Origin of the sequence: Roseomonas aerilata DSM 19363, from assembly GCF_000711725.1 — a bacterium.
Classification (GTDB): domain Bacteria; phylum Pseudomonadota; class Alphaproteobacteria; order Acetobacterales; family Acetobacteraceae; genus Roseomonas; species Roseomonas aerilata.
Window position 1 is genome coordinate 54,467 of sequence record NZ_JONP01000010.1, and the last position, 16,713, is coordinate 71,179.

At 70.8% G+C, this 16,713-nt stretch carries 14 protein-coding genes and 1 tRNA gene; 10 read left to right on the forward strand and 5 right to left on the reverse strand.

The annotated features are described in order from the left end of the window. Window positions 1-143: 143 nt before the first annotated feature. From gltB to BO39_RS13260, 3 genes are all read right to left on the reverse strand, one after another. Complete coding sequence (gltB, locus tag BO39_RS13250) at window positions 144-4,661, reverse strand: glutamate synthase large subunit (RefSeq protein ID WP_043834001.1); 4,518 nt, start codon at window positions 4,659-4,661, stop codon at window positions 144-146. A 14-nt stretch (window positions 4,662-4,675) separates the two neighbouring features. Continuing rightward, window positions 4,676-6,112: an NAD(P)-dependent oxidoreductase gene (locus BO39_RS13255; RefSeq protein ID WP_043834003.1), complete on the reverse strand. Its 1,437-nt coding sequence runs from the start codon at window positions 6,110-6,112 to the stop codon at window positions 4,676-4,678. A 231-nt stretch (window positions 6,113-6,343) separates the two neighbouring features. Continuing rightward, window positions 6,344-7,291: a complex I NDUFA9 subunit family protein gene (locus BO39_RS13260; protein ID WP_043834006.1), complete on the reverse strand. Its 948-nt coding sequence runs from the start codon at window positions 7,289-7,291 to the stop codon at window positions 6,344-6,346. A gap of 210 nt (window positions 7,292-7,501) precedes the next feature. Between BO39_RS13260 and BO39_RS13265 the strand changes: the two genes are divergently transcribed. From BO39_RS13265 to hpf, 7 genes are all read left to right on the forward strand, one after another. Continuing rightward, window positions 7,502-7,588 (forward strand) — tRNA-Leu (locus tag BO39_RS13265). 112 nt (window positions 7,589-7,700) lie between these two features. Beyond that, window positions 7,701-8,369, forward strand: a complete 669-nt coding sequence (locus BO39_RS13270) for a ribonuclease D (protein ID WP_043834009.1) — start codon at window positions 7,701-7,703, stop codon at window positions 8,367-8,369. Between the two features lie 68 nt (window positions 8,370-8,437). Beyond that, window positions 8,438-9,286 (forward strand): LPS export ABC transporter periplasmic protein LptC, encoded by an 849-nt coding sequence (lptC, locus tag BO39_RS13275; protein ID WP_245615140.1) that lies wholly within the window; start codon window positions 8,438-8,440, stop codon window positions 9,284-9,286. Continuing rightward, window positions 9,283-10,329 carry an LptA/OstA family protein gene (locus BO39_RS13280; RefSeq protein ID WP_043834011.1) on the forward strand — a complete coding sequence of 349 codons (1,047 nt, stop codon included), beginning with the start codon at window positions 9,283-9,285 and terminating at the stop codon, window positions 10,327-10,329. The genes lptC and BO39_RS13280 overlap by 4 nt, the downstream gene beginning before the upstream one ends. After that, window positions 10,326-11,078 carry an LPS export ABC transporter ATP-binding protein gene (gene lptB, locus BO39_RS13285; protein WP_043834012.1) on the forward strand — a complete coding sequence of 251 codons (753 nt, stop codon included), beginning with the start codon at window positions 10,326-10,328 and terminating at the stop codon, window positions 11,076-11,078. The genes BO39_RS13280 and lptB overlap by 4 nt, the downstream gene beginning before the upstream one ends. A gap of 80 nt (window positions 11,079-11,158) precedes the next feature. After that, window positions 11,159-12,622, forward strand: a complete 1,464-nt coding sequence (gene rpoN, locus BO39_RS13290; protein WP_043834014.1) for an RNA polymerase factor sigma-54 — start codon at window positions 11,159-11,161, stop codon at window positions 12,620-12,622. A 72-nt stretch (window positions 12,623-12,694) separates the two neighbouring features. Further along, on the forward strand, window positions 12,695-13,306 hold the full coding sequence (gene hpf / locus BO39_RS13295) for a ribosome hibernation-promoting factor, HPF/YfiA family (RefSeq protein WP_043834016.1): 612 nt from the start codon (window positions 12,695-12,697) through the stop codon (window positions 13,304-13,306). Between the two features lie 75 nt (window positions 13,307-13,381). On the opposite strand, the gene BO39_RS13300 is transcribed toward hpf, so the two are convergent. After that, the gene (locus BO39_RS13300; RefSeq protein ID WP_043834018.1) at window positions 13,382-13,603 is read right to left on the reverse strand and encodes a DUF1150 family protein; all 222 of its coding nucleotides are present in this window, start codon (window positions 13,601-13,603) and stop codon (window positions 13,382-13,384) included. Window positions 13,604-13,696: 93 nt separating this feature from the next. After that, window positions 13,697-14,134 carry an Hsp20 family protein gene (locus tag BO39_RS13305; protein ID WP_043834020.1) on the reverse strand — a complete coding sequence of 146 codons (438 nt, stop codon included), beginning with the start codon at window positions 14,132-14,134 and terminating at the stop codon, window positions 13,697-13,699. A gap of 229 nt (window positions 14,135-14,363) precedes the next feature. On the opposite strand from BO39_RS13305, the gene def reads away from it, so the two are divergent. The 3 genes from def to truA are packed head-to-tail and all read left to right on the forward strand — an operon-like array spanning window position 14,364 to window position 16,583. Further along, entirely contained in the window at window positions 14,364-14,897 is a 534-nt protein-coding gene (def, locus tag BO39_RS13310; RefSeq protein ID WP_156963676.1) for a peptide deformylase, read from the forward strand. Window positions 14,898-14,905: 8 nt separating this feature from the next. Further along, entirely contained in the window at window positions 14,906-15,817 is a 912-nt protein-coding gene (gene fmt, locus BO39_RS13315; protein WP_043834272.1) for a methionyl-tRNA formyltransferase, read from the forward strand. A gap of 1 nt (window position 15,818) precedes the next feature. Beyond that, window positions 15,819-16,583: a tRNA pseudouridine(38-40) synthase TruA gene (truA, locus tag BO39_RS13320; RefSeq protein ID WP_043834022.1), complete on the forward strand. Its 765-nt coding sequence runs from the start codon at window positions 15,819-15,821 to the stop codon at window positions 16,581-16,583. The last annotated feature ends 130 nt before the right edge of the window (window positions 16,584-16,713 follow it).

A 16,713-nucleotide genomic window follows, 5' to 3' on the forward strand; every position in this document is an offset into this window, starting at 1 on the left:
GTGTTTGCCACCGCGGGTAGCGGCCGGCAAGATGGGAGCGCAACTTAAAGACGGCCGCCAAAGCTTTGTAGTGACGGGTTTTATGGGTCAGGCGAAGCCAAGGATCGCTGGGGCCGGCGAACGCGCGCCGGCCCCGTTCGTTTTTATTCCGCAGCCATGAGCTGGTCGCTCATCGGCTGGGGCAGGAGCTTGGCGTAGTCCTTCGGGACGATGTGCCAGAAGCGGTCACGCTCGCTCGCCCAATCGTTGAGGAGGCGGGCGGCGAGGCGGGAGCCGGTCTCCTGCGCGTGGCGGGCGATGAGGTCGCGGAGCACGCCTTCCCAATGGGCGGAGCCGAGGCGGGCCCAGAGGAGGGTGTCGCGGTTCAGGCGGCGCTCGAAGGTGCCGTCCGCGTCCCAGACGAAGGCCTGGCCGCCGGTGAAGCCGGCGCCGAAGTTGTCGCCGACCGCACCGAGGATGACGACCTTGCCGCCCGTCATGTACTCGCAGCCATTGGCGCCGATGCCCTCGACCACGCAGTCTGCGCCGGAGTTGCGGACGGCGAAGCGCTCGCCCCCCTGCCCTGCCGCGAAGAGCTCGCCCGCGGTCGCACCGTAGAGGACGGTGTTGCCGACGATGGTGTTCTCCTCCCAGACGAAGTTAGCGCTGGGGCCGGGGCGGACGGTGATGGTGGCGCCGGAGAGACCCTTGCCGACGTAGTCGTTGGCGTCACCGAGGACTTCCAGCTTCAGGCCGCGGACGCCGAAGGCGCCGAGGGACTGGCCGGCGGAGCCGCGGAGGCGGACCGTGAGGTGGCCGGGCTGCAGGCCCTTCATCCCGAACTGGCGCACGATCATCGAGCTGGTCTTGGTGCCGATGGCGCGGTGCGTGTTCTGGATGTTGTACTGGAGCTGCATCTTCTCGCCGCGGGAGAAGAGGGCGGCGGCGTCGCGGATCATGTCGGCGTCCAGCGTCTCCGGCACCTCGTTGCGGCCCTCCAGCGTGCAGTAGGAGGGGTGGCCGCCGGCATCGGCCTGGACGAGCAGCGGGTTGAGGTCGAGGTCGTCGAGGTCCTCGGCGCCGCGGGAGACCTGCTTCAGAAGATCGGTGCGGCCGATGACGTCCTCGAGCTTGCGGAAGCCGAGGGAGGCGAGGATCTCGCGCACCTCCTCCGCGACGAAGGAGAAGAGGGAGATGACCTTTTCCGGGCTGCCCTCGAACTTCGCCCGCAGGGCCTCGTCCTGCGTGCAGACGCCGACGGGGCAGGTGTTGGAGTGGCACTGGCGGACCATGATGCAGCCCATGGCCACGAGCGACGCCGTGCCGATGCCGAATTCCTCGGCGCCGAGCATGGCGGCGACCACGACGTCGCGGCCCGTCTTGATGCCACCATCGGTGCGGAGCTTCACGCGGTGGCGGAGGCGGTTGAGAAGCAGGACCTGGTGGGTCTCGGAGAGGCCCATTTCCCAGGGAAGGCCTGCGTACTTGATCGAGGTGACCGGGGAGGCGCCGGTGCCGCCGGAATGGCCGGAGACGAGGATGGCGTCGGCCTTCGCCTTCGCCACGCCGGCCGCGATGGTGCCGATTCCGCTGCGCGACACGAGCTTCACGCAGACGGTGGCCTCGGGGTTGATCTGCTTGAGGTCGTAGATGAGCTGGGCGAGGTCCTCGATCGAGTAGATGTCGTGGTGGGGCGGCGGCGAGATCAGCGTCACGCCGGGGGTGGAGTGGCGGAGCTTGCCGATGAGCTCCGTCACCTTGAAGCCGGGAAGCTGGCCGCCCTCGCCGGGCTTGGCGCCCTGCGCGACCTTGATCTCGATCTCGCGGCAGTTGTTCAGGTACTCCGCCGTGACGCCGAAGCGGCCGGAGGCGATCTGCTTGATGGCGGAGTTCGCGTTGTCGCCGTTCGCGCGGGGCTTCGCGCGCGCGGGGTCCTCGCCGCCCTCCCCGCTGTCGGAGCGGGCGCCGATGCGGTTCATGGCGATGGAGAGGGTTTCGTGCGCCTCGGGCCCGAGGGCGCCGAGGGAGATTCCGGGCGCGAGGAGGCGCTTGCGGATCTCGGTGATGCTCTCGACCTCCTCCAGCGGGAGGGCGCGCGCGGCGGGGGTGCGGAAGTCCAGCAGGTCGCGCAGGGCGACGGGCGGGAGCTGGCGCACGGCGTGGCTGTAGCGCTTGTAGGTCTCGTAGCTGTCCGCGTTCACCGCCTTCTGGAGAAGGTGGATGAGGCTGCCCTCGAAGGCATGGGCCTCGCCGCGGCGGCGGAGCTTGTAGAGGCCGCCGACGGGGAGGACGGGCGTGGAGGCGTCCCAGGCGGCCGTGTGCATGTCGAGCACGCGGCGGGCGATGCCCGAGAGGCCGATGCCGGAGATGCGGGACTGGGTGCCCGGGAAGAACTCCGCGACGAGCGCGCGGGAGAGGCCGATGGCCTCGAAGTTCATGCCGCCGCGGTAGGAGGAGAGCACGCCGATGCCGATCTTGGACATCGTCTTCAGCAGGCCCTTGTCGATGGCCTTGCGGTACTTGGCGACGCATTCCTCGAGGCTGAGGCCGGGGAAGAGGCCGCGGCGGTGGCGGTCGGCGATGCTTTCCTGCGCGAGGTAGGCGTTCACCGTGGTGGCGCCGGCGCCGATGAGGACGGCGAAGTAGTGCACGTCCATGCATTCCGCGCTGCGGATGTTGAGGCTGGTGAAGGTGCGGAGGCTGTGGCGCACGAGGTGGGTGTGGACCGCGCCGACCGCGAGGATCATCGGGATGGCGGCGCGCTCGGCGCTCTGCGCCTCGTCGGAGAGGATGACGTGGGCGCGGCCGGAGCGGACGCCCTCCTCGGCGTCGCGGCGGATGCGCTCGATGGCGCGGCGCAGGCCGGGCTCGCCCTCGGCCACGGGGAAGGTCGCGTCAACCTCCCAGGCGTTGTGGCCCATGTAGCCGCGCATGGCCGCGAACTCGGCGTTGGAGAGCACGGGGCTGTCCAGCATGAGCATGTCGCACTGGGTCGGGTCCTCGTCGAGGATGTTCCCGAGATTGCCCAGGCGGGTCTTGATCGTCATCACGCGGGTTTCGCGCAGGCTGTCGATCGGCGGGTTCGTCACCTGCGCGAAGGCCTGGCGGAAGTAGTGGTGCAACCCGCGATACTGGCGGGAGAGGACGGCGATGGGGGTGTCGTCGCCCATGCTGCCGATGGCCTCGGCGCCTTCCTCCACCATGGGGTGCAGGATGGCTTCGAGGTCTTCCAGCGTGTAGCCCGTGGAGAGCTGGCGACGGCGGAGGGATTCACCCTCCAACGTCGCGGCCTCGTGGGCGTCGGCCTTGACGATGCCGTCGATGCGGTTGGTGCGGCGCGTCCAGTCGCCCCAGGGCTTGCGGGCGGCCATCGTGTCCTTGAGCTGGCCGTCGTCGTAGAAGCGGGCCTCGTGCAGGTCCACGCCGATGCACTGTCCGGGGCCGAGGCGGCCGCGGGCGATGATGCTTTCCTCGGGGAAGCGGACCATGCCGGTCTCGCTGCCGACGACGAGCATGCGGTCCGCGGTGATGGTGTAGCGCATGGGGCGAAGGCCGTTGCGGTCGAGGCCGGCGACGACCCAGCGGCCGTCGGTGGCGGCGATGGCGGCAGGGCCGTCCCAGGGCTCCATCACGGCATTGCAGTAGAGGAAGAGTTCCTGGTGCGCCTTGGGCATGGTGGCGTTGGAGCCGATGCTCTCGGGGATGAGCATCGCCTTGGCCATGGGCGCGTCGCGGCCGGCGCGGACTAGGAGTTCGAAGACGTTGTCGAGCGACGCGGTGTCGGAGTTGCCGGCCTGAACGACGGGCTTGATGTCCTCCATGAAGGGGTCGAGCAGCGCGTGGGAAAGGCGCGTCTCGTGGCTCTTCATCCAGTTGACGTTGCCGTGCACCGTGTTGATCTCGCCGTTATGGGCGAGGGTGCGGAAGGGCTGGGCCAGGCGCCAGGTGGGGAAGGTGTTGGTGCTGTAGCGCTGGTGGTAGATGGCGAAGCGGCTGATGAAACGCGGGTCGAGCAGGTCGGGGTAGAAGACCGAGAGGCTCTCGGCCAGGAACATGCCCTTGTAGATGATCGAGCGGCAGGAGAGCGTGCAGAGGTAGAGGTCCGGGATCTGCGCGGCGATGGCCTGCTTCTCGATCCGGCGGCGGATGACGTAGAGGTCGCGCTCGAAGGTTGCCTCGTCCCGCTGCTCCGGGTCGTAGATGAGGATCTGCTCGATCTCGGGGCGGGTGGCGTTGGCTTTCTCGCCGATGCAGGTGACGTCGATCGGCACCTGGCGCCAGCCGTAGATGCCGTAGCCCGCGACGAGGATTTCCGTTTCCACGATCGAGCGGCAGCGCTCCTGCGCGCCGAGGTCGGTCTTGGGCATGAAGACCATGCCGACGCCGATGCGGCCGGGGCGCAGGCGGTCGCCGCCGTTGGCGACGGCCTCGGCGAAGAAGTCCTGGGGGATTTCCACGTGGATGCCGGCGCCGTCGCCGGTCTTGCCGTCGGCGTCCACGGCGCCGCGGTGCCAGACGGCCTTCAGCGCGTCGATGCCGGCCTGGACGACCTCGCGGCGGGCGACGCCGTCGAGGGCGGCCACGAGGCCGACGCCGCAGGCGTCGTGCTCGGTGGTGTCGATATGCGCTTCGTCGCGGAGGAGCGCGGTGTTGGCGAGGTGCTGGGAGACGTAGTCGGACATGGTGCTCTCTCCGCTCACTCGGCGGCCTGGGGGACGGCGTCGCGGGTCCTGACGTATTCGGCGATGCGGTCGGCGGCGTCGCGGCCGTCGCGGATGGCCCAGACGACGAGGGAGGCGCCGCGGACGATGTCGCCGGCGGCGAAGACGCCGGGAAGGCTCGTCATCATGCTGCGGCGGTCCACCGTGAGCGTGCCCCAGCGGGAGACGGCGAGGCCGGGCTCGTCGAACATCTTGGGCAGGTTCTCGGGGTCGAAGCCGAGGGCCTTGATGACGAGGTCGGCGGGCTCGGTGAATTCGCTGCCGGGGATGGGCTCGACCTGCTGGCGGCCGGTGGCGTCGGGGAGGCCGAGATGCATCTTGGTGACACGGACGCCGGTGACGTGGGTGTCGCCCTCGAAGGCGTCGGGCGCGGAGAGCCAGGCGAAGCGGACGCCCTCCTCCTCGGCGTTGTGAACCTCGCGCATGGAGCCGGGCATGTTGGCCTTGTCGCGGCGGTAGAGGCAGGTGACGGAGGCCGCGCCCTGGCGGATGGAGGTGCGGAGGCAGTCCATGGCGGTGTCGCCGCCGCCGATCACCACCACGCGCTTGCCGTGGGCGTTGAGGGCGCCGCTGTCGAACTCGGGCACGTCGTCGCCGAGGCCCTTGCGGTTGGACGCCGTGAGGAAGGACATGGCGGGGACCACGCCTTCCAGGTGCGCGCCGGGGACGGCGATGTCGCGGGCCTTGTAGACGCCCGTCGCGATGAGGACGGCGTCGTGCTTCGTGCGAAGGTCTTCCAGCGTGACGTCGCGGCCGATCTCGGCGTTCAGGTGGAAGGTGATGCCGCCCTGCTCGAACTGGGCGGTGCGGCGGGTGACGACGTCCTTCTCGAGCTTGAAGTTCGGGATGCCGTAGATCATCAGGCCGCCGGCGCGGTCGTAGCGGTCGTAGACGTGCACCTGCCAGCCCATGGTGCGGAGCTTCTCGGCCGCGGCCAGGCCGGCGGGGCCGGCGCCGATGATGGCGACGGAGTGGGCGAGTTCGCGCACGGGGGTGGGCGGCTTGACCCAGCCCTTCTCCCAGGCGGTGTCGTTGATGTAGCGCTCGACGGCGCCGATCGTGACGCTCTCGAAGCCCTTCTCGATGACGCAGTTGCCCTCACAGAGGCGGTCCTGCGGGCAGACGCGGCCGCAGATCTCGGGGAAGGTGTTGGTGGCCGAGTTGACCTCGTAGGCCTCCTCCAGCCGGCCCTCGGCCGTGAGCTTCAGCCAGTCCGGGATGTTCTGCTGGAGCGGGCAGTGGACGGAGCAGAAGGGGACGCCGCACTGAGAGCAGCGGCTGGCCTGCTCCGAGGCGCGGGCCGGGTCGAAGCGGGCGTAGATCTCGTCGAAATCCTCGCGGCGGATCGTCGGCTCGCGCTTTTCGGGCGTCTGCTGGGACAGGCGGACGAACTGGAGCATGCGCTCGGCCATGGCGCGGTCCTTGCTTTTTAAACCGTCTCGACGGGGCCTGCGGGCGGGGGCTCCGCATGGCGAGGGGACGGGCGGTGGCCCGTTTCAGGGGCGGTTTGCCATACTCGCAGGGCTCATGCGAGTTCAAAATCGCCGACAGGTCAGCAGACCTGACCTGCTTCTCCGGCAGGCCATCGTGGTCGCGCCGATCGTTTCGTTATAATGCCGAATATTAGGTCCGATACGGACCTTTCAACCCGGGATCACCGCGCGACGGCCGCCGCCCTCCCGGAAGCGGGTGAGGTAGCTCGGCAGGATCGCCTCCATCGAAGTGGGCGTGATCCCGAGTTCGGCGAGCCCCGGGAGGGTACCGGAGGGGACGTTGTCGTGCTTGAGGAGGAGGATCTGGTCCTCGGTCAGCGGCGGGTTGGGGAGCCATGAGGTGAGCTTCGCCTGGAACGAGGCGAGGCCCACCGGCATCTCAACGATCGGACGGCGGCGGCCGATGAGGTGGAGCATGTCCTGCAGCAGGGAGCGGAAGGTGGCGGCGCGGGGGCCGGCGAGCTCGTAGGTGCGGCCGGCGGCGGCCGGCTGGTCGATGGTGGCCATGACGGCGTCGGCGACGTCGCCGACATAGACAGGCTGGAAGCGGGTGTTGCCGCCGACGAGGGGCAGGACCGGGAGGATGCGGGCGAGGCCGGCGAAGCGGTTGAAGAAGGAGTCCTCGGGGCCGAAGACGACCGAGGGGCGGAGGATGGTGGCGCGCGGGAAGGCGGCGAGGACGGCGGCCTCCCCTTCCGCCTTGCTGCGGGCGTAGAGGCTGGGGGAGGACGGATCGGCGCCGATGGCGGAGACCTGGACGAGGTGGGTGACACCGGCCGCGGCGGCGGCCCCGGCGATGCGGCCGGGGAGCGTGCCGTGGAGGCGAGCGAAGTCGCCCGCTCGGCGCTCGGAGAGGATGCCGATGAGATTGACGACGACCTCCGCGCCCTCGACCGCGCGATGGAGGGCGGCGGCGTCCATGGCGCCGGCCGTAACGGGGACGATCTGGCCGACCATGCCCTGGGTCATGAGGGTGCGCGCCGCCTCGGGGGCGCGGGTGACGACGCGGACGACGTAGTCGCGGCGCGCGAGGCGCTGGACCACGTGGGCGCCGATGAAGCCGGTTCCGCCGAATACCACTGCCACGCGCCGCGCCATCCGCTCTCTCCTCATTCCCGCCCCGGGGGTAAAACTCCCCGCGCCCTGAGATTAGGGCGGGGCGGGCGTGTCGCAAATCGCGCGGAAGGAGCGCCGCGTGAAGGGGGGTAGCGGAAGCGGCGGATTCCGTGCCGGGGCGGCTTGACGGCGTGGGCGGCCCCTCATAGAAGCCGCCCACGCCTTCCCCGATACGAGGGCGCTAGCCTCCTTGCCCAGGTGGCGGAATTGGTAGACGCGCAGGTTTCAGGTACCTGTGACCGCAAGGTTGTGAAGGTTCGAGTCCTTTCCTGGGCACCATAGCCTCCCCCGACGGGAGGCCCCCTACCCTCCCCGATAATGAAGTGATGTGGCGCGGCGGGGTGAAGCATCCCGGCCCTGGCCAGGGGGCGCCGCGGACGGAGCGGCCGCGATGGGAAGTGTGCTCTTCATGCCGAACGCCAGGATCCATCTCTATCAGGACGATCTGCCGGCGGGGCTGGACCTCGGGCCGGTGGTGGCCGTGGACACCGAGACGATGGGGCTGAACCCGCATCGCGACCGGCTCTGCCTCGTGCAGCTCTCGGCTGGGGATGGTTCGGCGCATCTTGTGCAGCTGCGGCCGGAGGGGCTGGGCGGGCCGGCGCGGCGGCAGGGATTTCTCGACTGCCCGAACCTCGCGGCGCTGCTGGCGGATGCGGCCGTGGTGAAGCTGTTCCACTTCGCGCGCTTCGATGTCGCCATCCTGCGGAAGGAGCTGGGCGTCGAGGTGGCGCCGGTCCTCTGCACGAAGGTGGCGGCCAAGCTCGTGCGGACCTTTACCGACCGGCACGGGCTGCGGGAGCTTTGCCGGGAGTTGCTGGGGGTGGAGATCTCCAAGCAGCAGCAGACGAGCGACTGGGGCGCCCCGGCGCTGAGCCAGGAGCAGCTGGCCTACGCGGCCTCGGACGTGCTGCACCTGCATGCTCTCTGGGCGAAGCTGGAGGCGCTGCTGCGGCGGGAGGGGCGACTAGGCCTGGCGGAGGAGTGCTTCCGGTTCCTGCCCGCGCGCGCGGCGCTGGACCTGCTTGGATATGTGGAGCCCGACATCTTCGCGCACTGATTCATGGCATTTCCTGGCGCGAGAGGCCCCGGCTCGGGTGGCATGATTCTTGAAGGAATGTGTTGCGGATGCGCGTTGACCGGCCCTCCCCGGCGCTCCATACAGGGGGGGTGACGGTCCAGGCACCCTCCAGCAACCCGGCGACCGACGCGCCCGCGGCGAGCGGCGGAGCGGGGCCGGGCACGGTTCACGCGCTGTCCGCGGCGGGCGGTGCGGCCGCGCGCGCGGGGGATCCCGCGGCCCCTGCAGACGCCTCCGCGAGCGTGACGCTGGCGGCGGAGATGCGGCCCCGGCCTGTGCCCTCCCGCGCGAGGCGTGGCTATACGCGCGGCGCCATGCTGCGGCGGCGGTTCACGGTGCGCTTCCTCAAGCTGCTTCTGCCGGCGGCGGCGCTGGCGCTGCTGAGCGCGATCGTGCTCTGGCCGGAATTCGAGCGCACGAGCGAGAACGCGCGGCTCTCCTTCCGCCGGCTCAGCCGAACGACGCCGGAGGCGGTGCGGGTGGTGGACCCGCGCTACCAGGGCATCGACGACCAGGGACGGCCCTTCAACGTGACGGCCTTCATCGCTTCGCAACCGGGCAGCAGTAACGTGGTGGACCTCGAGGCACCTCGCGGTGACATGACCTTGACGAACGGCGGCTGGGTGCTGCTGGACAGCAAGACCGGGCGTTTGGACCGGGAGGAGAACATCCTCGACCTCTGGGGCGACGTGACGATCTGGCAGGATGATGGAACCTTGATCGAGACCCAGCAGGCGCGGGTGGACGTGAAGGAGGGCCACGCGGAGGGCGACACCCACGTGGCGGCCCAGGGAAGCTTCGGCACCATCACGGGCGACGGGTTCCGGCTGCGCGACCGCGGCGCGGTGGTGGTCTTCACGGGCAATGCGCGCGCGGTGCTGGAGGGCACGCGATGAGCGCCGGGCACGGGATGCGGGCGGCGGGGCTGGGCCTGGCCGCGCTGGTGGCGGTGCTGGCGCCCTCCCCTTTCGGGGCGGCCCGGGCGCAGCCGATCGATCTTTCGGGTTCGGGCGGCGGGCCGGTGGAAATCACCGCCACCGACGGGATCGAGTGGCGGCAGGGCGAGCAGGTGGTGATCGCCCGCGGCAAGGCGAAGGCCGTGCGGGACGGGGTGACGGTGGACGCCGCCCGGCTGATCGCGCGCTACCGCCCGCGGGCGCAGGCGCCGGGGGCCGAGGCGCCGGCGGATACGGCCGGGGGCGAGAGCCCGATGTCGGGCGGGGAGATCTGGCGGCTGGAGGCGGAGGGGGACGTCGTGATCTCCACCCAGACCGACCGGGCGCAGGGCGACCGCGCCGTCTATGACATCGATCAGGCCGTGATGGTGATGACCGGGCGGGACCTGAAGCTGACGACGCAGAGCGACACGATCGTGGCGCGGGACAGCCTCGAATACTGGTCCCAGCGGCGGATGGCGGTGGCGCGGGGTGCCGCGCGGGTGACCACGAGCGACAACCGCCAGATCATGGCGGACACGCTGGTGGGCTACTTCCTGGAGAACGCGCCGCCGGTGCAGGCGGTGGCGGCGCGGCCGGCGGCCCCCACGCCCCCTGCCCGCCCCGGTGCCCCGGCGGCAGCGCCCGCGGCCCCGCGGCCGGTGCCGGGCGAGGGATCGAAGCTCGACCGGGTGGAGGTCTTCGGCAACGTCGAGATCCGGACCGAGACCGAGGTCGTGCGCGGGGATCGCGGGGTCTACAGCCCGGTGACGGGCATGGCGCGGGTGCTGGGCAACGTGCGGATCACGCGCGGGCAGAACCAGTTGCAGGGACAGGAGGCGATCGTGAATCTTCGTACGGGGATCTCGCGCCTCGTCTCCGCGCCGGGGCAGCGGGTGCAGGGACTGGTGCTGCCGAATTCCGGGCAGGAGGTGGCGCCGCCGGCCGGGGCAGCGCGGCCCGCGACGCCTGCGCCGGCACCTGCCCAGGGGCGAACGCGGTGAGCGAGGGCTTCAAGGTGGTGCCGGGCGAGTCCGGGCTCGTCGCGCGGGCGCTGGGCAAGCGCTACAAGAAGCGGCCGGTGGTGCGGGGCGTCTCGCTCAGCCTCAAGCGCGGGGAGGCGGTGGGGCTGCTCGGGCCGAACGGCGCGGGGAAGACGACCACCTTCTACATGATGACGGGGCTCGTGCGGCCGGACGAGGGGCAGGTCTTCCTCGATGGGCACGACGTGACGATGCTGCCGATGTACCGGCGCGCGCGGCTGGGGCTCGGCTACCTGCCGCAGGAGGCCTCGATTTTCCGTGGGCTTTCCGTGGAGGACAACATCCGCGCCGCGCTGGAGGTGGTGGAGCCGGACCGCGAGCGGCGGGACGGGATGCTGGACAGCCTGCTGGCGGAGTTCGGGATCGCGCATCTCAGGCGGGCGCCGGCGCTGGCGCTCTCGGGCGGGGAGCGGCGGCGCTGCGAGATCGCGCGCGCGCTGGCGACGCACCCGGCCTACATCCTTCTCGACGAGCCGCTGGCGGGCATCGACCCGATCGCGGTGGGCGAGATCCGCGATCTCGTGCGGCACCTGAAGGACCGCGGGATCGGGGTGCTGATCACCGAGCACAACGTGCGGGAGACGCTGGCGATCATCGACCGCGCCTACATCCTGCACGACGGCCAGGTGCTGATGGAGGGGCGGCCGAGCGAGATCGTGGCGCATGAGGGCGTGCGGCGCGTCTACCTCGGCGAGCGGTTCAGCCTGTGACCGGGCGGGCCATTCCTTCGGCAGGGCGTGGCCGCTGATGGTGCGCGCATCGTGCTGATGGCGCGGGTGGCGGGCCCCTCATGGTAGGGTTAGGGCCGCGGCTCGACTTCCGGCAGACGCAGCAGCTGGTGATGACGCCGCAGCTGCGGCAGGCCATCAAGCTGCTCCAGTCGAGCAATGTGGAGGTTTCCGCCTTCGTCGAGGAGGAACTCGAGCGCAACCCGATGCTGGAGCGGGAGGAGGGCAGCGCGCCCGCCGTGGCCGCGCCGGCGGAGCAGGATTCCTTCGAGGCCGCTTCCTCCCCCACCATGCCGGACGAGGCGAGCAGCCCGATCGAGGCGGACTGGTCGGGCGGTTACGAGAGCGGGGACGCGCTCTACCCGACTTCCGGCGGGGCGCGGGCGGATTCCTGGGACAATGACGGGCGGAGCCTGGAGGAGATCGCGGGGGAGCGGCCGCGCTCCTTGCGCGAGCTGTTGGCCGAGCAGGCGCGGCTGACCTTCACCGATGCGCGGGAGCGGCTGATCGCGGGGCAGATGATCGCGCTGCTGGACCCTGCCGGGCGGCTGGCCGTGACCGACGAGGCGATCGCGGGGGCGCTGGGCTGCGAGGAGGCGATCGTCGCCGGCGTGCGGGCGCGGATGCAGCGCTTCGAGCCGACGGGGCTGTTCTGCGGTAGCCTGAAGGAGTGCCTGACGGTGCAGCTCGCGGAGCTGAACCGACTGGACCCGGCGATGCAGGCGCTGCTGGACAACCTCGAGATGCTGGCCCGGCGGGACATGGCGGGGCTGTTGCGCGTCTGCGGCGTGGATGCCGAGGATCTCTCGGAGATGGTCTCCGAGATTCGGCGGCTGAACCCGAAGCCGGGCGTGACGGGCGACGGCGAGGTGGCGCCGATGGTGGTGCCGGACGTGCTGATGCGGCGAATGCCCGACGGGACCTGGACGCTGGAGCTGAACCCGGAGACGCTGCCGCGGGTGCTGGTGAACCGGGGCTTCCACGCGACGGCCTCGACGGCCACGAAGTCGAAGGAGGACAAGGCCTTCATCGCCGAGAAGCTGCAGGCCGCGAACTGGCTGGTGCGGAGCCTCGAGCAGCGGGCGAACACCATCCTGCGCGTGGCGGCCGAGATCGTTCGGCGGCAGGAGGGGTTCTTCCGCTACGGCGTCGGGCATCTGCGGCCGCTGATCCTGCGGGATGTCGCGGACGAGTTGGGGATGCACGAGAGCACCGTTTCCCGCGTCACCGCCAACAAGTACATCGCGACGCCGCGTGGCACGCTCGAGCTGAAGTACTTCTTCACCACGGCGATCGCTGGGACGCATGGCGGCGAGAGCTTCTCGGCGGAGGCCATCCGGCACCGCATCCGCGACATGGTGAATGCCGAGACGGCGGAGGACGTGCTGTCGGACGACGCCATCGTGGAGCGGCTGCGGGCGGAGGGCGTGGACATCGCGCGGCGCACGGTCGCGAAATACCGGGACGCGCTGAAGATCCCCTCCTCGGTGCAGCGCAAGAGGGAGAAATCGGCGCTCGTTCTCTGATCGGTCCTCTTTAAACCGGCCCCGACCCGTCTCACGTCACTTATGTTACAAGTTGATCAAGGGAGCCGATCCATGCAGATCACTGTCGCCGGCAAGGGCGTCGAGACCGGCGAGGCACTCAAGACCCATGTGACGGACGGGCTGGAGGCGGTCACCCGAAAGTACTTCGACCACGCCATCGACGCCCATGTGACCTTCCGCAAGGACCGCGCCTTCTTCGCCTGCGACATCAACCTCCGGGCCGGCCGCGGCCTGAACATGCGGGCCGAGGGAGAGGGCGTGGACGCCCACCGGGCCTTCGCGGATGCGGCGGCCCACATCGGCAAGCGGCTGCGGCGCTATCGGCGCCGGGTGAACGAGCACGCGCGGAGCCTGGCCGAGGAGCGCGATCCGCTGACGGAGCTGGCGCGCGCGGTGGTGCTGCGCGAGGAGCCCGACGAGGAGGCCCCCGAGGCGGTGCCGGCCGATGGCGAGGCGGTGACGGCGGACGGTTACGCGAACGGGGCCGTGGTGGCGGAGGCGCCGACCGAGATCAGCCGGCTGACGGTGCCGGAGGCGGTGATGCGGCTCGATCTCTCCCAGGAGACGGTGCTGATGTTCCGGAACCGGGGCACGGGGGTGCTGAACGTGGTCTATCGCCGGGCCGACGGGCATGTGGGGTGGATCGATCCCCAGACCGCGTGAACGGGCGGCCTGACGCGCGGAAGGAGGGGAGGCCGGGTGGCCTCCCCTTCCCTTTTCAGGATCCCGGCCCGGCGCTCAGTGGACGAGGACGGGCGCCATCTCGTGCTGGAGGATTGCGGCGATGGCCAGGGCCTCGTTCGGGGCGGCGCCGATGGGGGTGCCGTCGGCCGCGTGGATGGCCACCGCCTGGGTGCCATTGACGGTCACCGGGCGGATATAGGCCATCTCCTGAGCGCCGAAGCGGGCCCAGTCGAGGGGGGTCAGGTCGCGAAGGCTGATTTCGGTGTTGGGCTGCATGATGTTCTCCTCGCCCGCAGCCGGGATGGCCTGCGGGCCTATAACGTCCGACTTGCCCCCCGGTTCGGCAGAGCGTTTCGGACGGGAAAGGATCTAGGCCTGGCCGTCCACGAGGGGGCGGGTCTTGCCGTTGATCTGGATGGTCCGGACCCGGACCTCGGGCTGGGGGCGGCGCAGTTCGACATGGAGGAGGCCGTTGTCTAGCCAGGCGCCCTCGATCTCGATGCCCTCGGCGATGACGAAGGCCCGCTGGAACTGGCGGCCGGCGATCCCGCGATGGAGGAAGATGCGGTCCTCCGCGTCCTCCTTCTGGCGGCCGCGGATCACCAGTTGGTTGTCCTCCTGGGTGATCTGGAGGTCGTCCATGGCGAAGCCCGCGACGGCGAGGGTGATTCGCAGGCGGTCGGCCGCGATCTGCTCAATGTTGTAAGGGGGATAGCCGTCCGAGGACTTCTGCACGCGGTCGAGCATCTGCTCGAGGTGGTCGAAGCCGAGGAAGAGCGGCGATCCGAAGACCGGCGAACGCGACATGTTGCGGCATCCTTGGGGAAGCGAGGCCACGCGGCTCGGCCCTTGAGGAGGCACCGGCCACGGGTAGGATATTGTCAGGTCGGGCGGGCGTTGCAAGAGCGGGGGTTACAAGGCGGACAGGTCAGGTCGGGTGGCAGGGCCTGCCTTGCCGGGAGGCGGTTCGGCCGGGGGCGGCATTCCGCCGGGGCGGGTTCTGCCCTACATGCCCCCCGCAGACATGAACACAGCCATGACCGACGCCCCGATCCTTCCCATCCTGTTTCACCCCGCACCCATCCTGCGCGCCAAGGCCCGGCCGGTGGCCGAGGCGGACGGCGCGCGGGTGACGGAGCTCGCGGCGCGGATGCTCTCGACCATGTACAAGGCGCCGGGGATCGGGCTGGCCGCGCCGCAGGTGGGCGAAGGCCTGCGGCTGGTGGTGCTGGACGTGGCCAAGGAGGAGACGCCGGCGCCCATGGTGCTGGTGAACCCCGAGATCGTGGCGGCGAGCACGGAGCGGGCAATACGGGAGGAGGGGTGCCTTTCCCTACCCGGGCAGTACGCGGATGTGGAGCGGCCGGCGCGGGTGAAGGTGCGCTACCGGGCGCTGGACGGCTCCCGCCAGGAGGTGGAGGCGGATGACCTGCTGGCCACCTGCCTGCAGCACGAGATCGACCACCTGGATGGGGTGATGTTCACCGACCACCTCAGCCCGCTGAAGCGGAACATGCTGATCAAGAAGTTCCTCAAGGAGCAGAAGCTGAAGTCGCGGGAGGCGATGTGACCCTCCCCCTGCGGCTGGCCTTCATGGGGAGCCCGGCCTTTTCCGTGCCGGCGCTGAGGGCGCTGGTGGCGGCGGGGCATGAGGTGGCCTGCGTTTATGCCCAGCCGCCGCGGCCGGCCGGGCGGGGGCAGCGGGAGACGCCCTGCCCCGTGCATCAGGCGGCGATCGAGATGGGCCTGCCGGTGCGGACGCCGGCGCGGGTGCGGCGGGACGTCGCGGAGCACGAGGCCTTCGCGGCGCTCGGGCTCGATGCGGCGGTGGTGGTGGCCTATGGGCTGATCCTGCCGAAGCCGATGCTCGATGCGCCGCGGCGCGGGTGCATCAATATCCATGCGAGCCTGCTGCCGCGCTGGCGGGGGGCGGCGCCGATCCACGCGGCCGTGCTGGCGGGGGATGCGGAGACGGGCATCACCATCATGCGGATGGACGAGGGGCTGGACACGGGCCCGATGCTGCTGCGCGAGGCGACGCCGATCGGGCCGCGGGAGACGACCGCGGAGGTTCACGACCGGCTTTCGGAAATGGGCGCGCGGCTGGTGCTGCGCGCTCTGGCGGATGATCCGCCTTCGGTGCCGCAGCCCGAGGAGGGCGCGACCTACGCGCCGAAGCTCGGGAAGGAGGACGGGCGGCTCGACTGGTCGGAGACAGCGGTGGCGCTGGACCGGCGAGTGCGGGGGATGACGCCCTGGCCGGGAGCCTTCACGGCGCTGGGGGGAGAGGTTCTGCGGGTTCTTGCGGCGGAGCCGTCAGCGGGGCAGGAGGCGGCGCCGGGTACCGTGCTGGATGACGGGCTGCTTGTCGCCTGCGGCGGCGGGACGGCGCTGCGGCTGCTGCGGGTGCAGAAGGCGGGGCGGGCGGCGATGGAGGCCGGGGCCTTCCTGCGCGGGCACGCGGTGCCGGCCGGCACGGTGCTCGGTTAGGATGCCGCGCTACGCCCTGCTGGTGGAGTATGACGGGGCGGGCTTCGTCGGCTGGCAGCGGCAGGCGGAGGGGGTTTCGGTCCAGGGCGTGCTGGAAGAGGCAGGGGCCTTCCTGAACGGCGGCATGGTGCCGGAGGTTGGCGCCGCGGGGCGAACGGATTCCGGGGTGCATGCGGAGGGGCAGGTCGCCCAGATCGACCTTTCCGCCGACCTGCCGGGGGAGCGGGTGCGGGAGGCGCTGAACGCGCGGACACGGCCGCACCGGGTTTCCGTGCTGGCGGTCGCGCGGCCTGGGCCGGAGTGGAGCGCGCGATTCTCGGCGGTGCACCGGCGCTATCGCTACCGCATCCTTAACAGGCGGGCGCGGCCGGCGCTGGAGGAGGGGCGGGTCTGGCACGTGCCGGCACCGCTGGACACGGCGGCGATGCACGAGGCGGCGCAGGGGCTGCTCGGGCACCACGACTTCTCGGCCTTTCGCGCGGCGACATGCCAGGCGAAGCACGCGATGCGGACGCTTGACCGGCTGGATGTCTCCCGCGAGGGGGAGGAGGTGGTTGTGCGGGTAGAGGCGCGGTCCTTCCTGCATCACCAGGTGCGGAACCTTGTGGGCACGCTGGCGAAGGTGGGCTGGGGGCAGCGGCCGGTTTCCTGGCCCCGGCAGGTGCTGGAAGGACGCGACCGGCGGAAGGCGGGGCAGACGGCGCCGGCGGAGGGGCTGTGCTTCGTGGGGGTGCGGTACGAGCCCGGGTTGGACTGGGGGGCCTAGCGCCCCTTTGCCGCATTGCCGCCGGATGGGCGCGGCATGCACTTCCTGTCATGCGTCGATGGAAAGCCGGCGCGGGAAGCTGCTAGCCTTCCCGGTGATGCCGCCCCGGCACGAGGGCAGCACGGGAGGT

Coding starts and splice junctions, on each gene's coding strand:
- BO39_RS13270 (WP_043834009.1), top strand. CDS start 7,701: ATGGGAAGTGTGCTCTTCATGCCGAACGCCAGGATCCATCTCTATCAG.
- BO39_RS13255 (WP_043834003.1), bottom strand. CDS start 6,112: ATGGCCGAGCGCATGCTCCAGTTCGTCCGCCTGTCCCAGCAGACGCCC.
- lptC (WP_245615140.1), top strand. CDS start 8,438: ATGCGCGTTGACCGGCCCTCCCCGGCGCTCCATACAGGGGGGGTGACG.
- BO39_RS13280 (WP_043834011.1), top strand. CDS start 9,283: ATGAGCGCCGGGCACGGGATGCGGGCGGCGGGGCTGGGCCTGGCCGCG.
- rpoN (WP_043834014.1), top strand. CDS start 11,159: ATGGTAGGGTTAGGGCCGCGGCTCGACTTCCGGCAGACGCAGCAGCTG.
- BO39_RS13260 (WP_043834006.1), bottom strand. CDS start 7,291: ATGGCGCGGCGCGTGGCAGTGGTATTCGGCGGAACCGGCTTCATCGGC.
- BO39_RS13300 (WP_043834018.1), bottom strand. CDS start 13,603: ATGCAGCCCAACACCGAAATCAGCCTTCGCGACCTGACCCCCCTCGAC.
- BO39_RS13305 (WP_043834020.1), bottom strand. CDS start 14,134: ATGTCGCGTTCGCCGGTCTTCGGATCGCCGCTCTTCCTCGGCTTCGAC.
- gltB (WP_043834001.1), bottom strand. CDS start 4,661: ATGTCCGACTACGTCTCCCAGCACCTCGCCAACACCGCGCTCCTCCGC.
- truA (WP_043834022.1), top strand. CDS start 15,819: ATGCCGCGCTACGCCCTGCTGGTGGAGTATGACGGGGCGGGCTTCGTC.
- def (WP_156963676.1), top strand. CDS start 14,364: ATGACCGACGCCCCGATCCTTCCCATCCTGTTTCACCCCGCACCCATC.
- hpf (WP_043834016.1), top strand. CDS start 12,695: ATGCAGATCACTGTCGCCGGCAAGGGCGTCGAGACCGGCGAGGCACTC.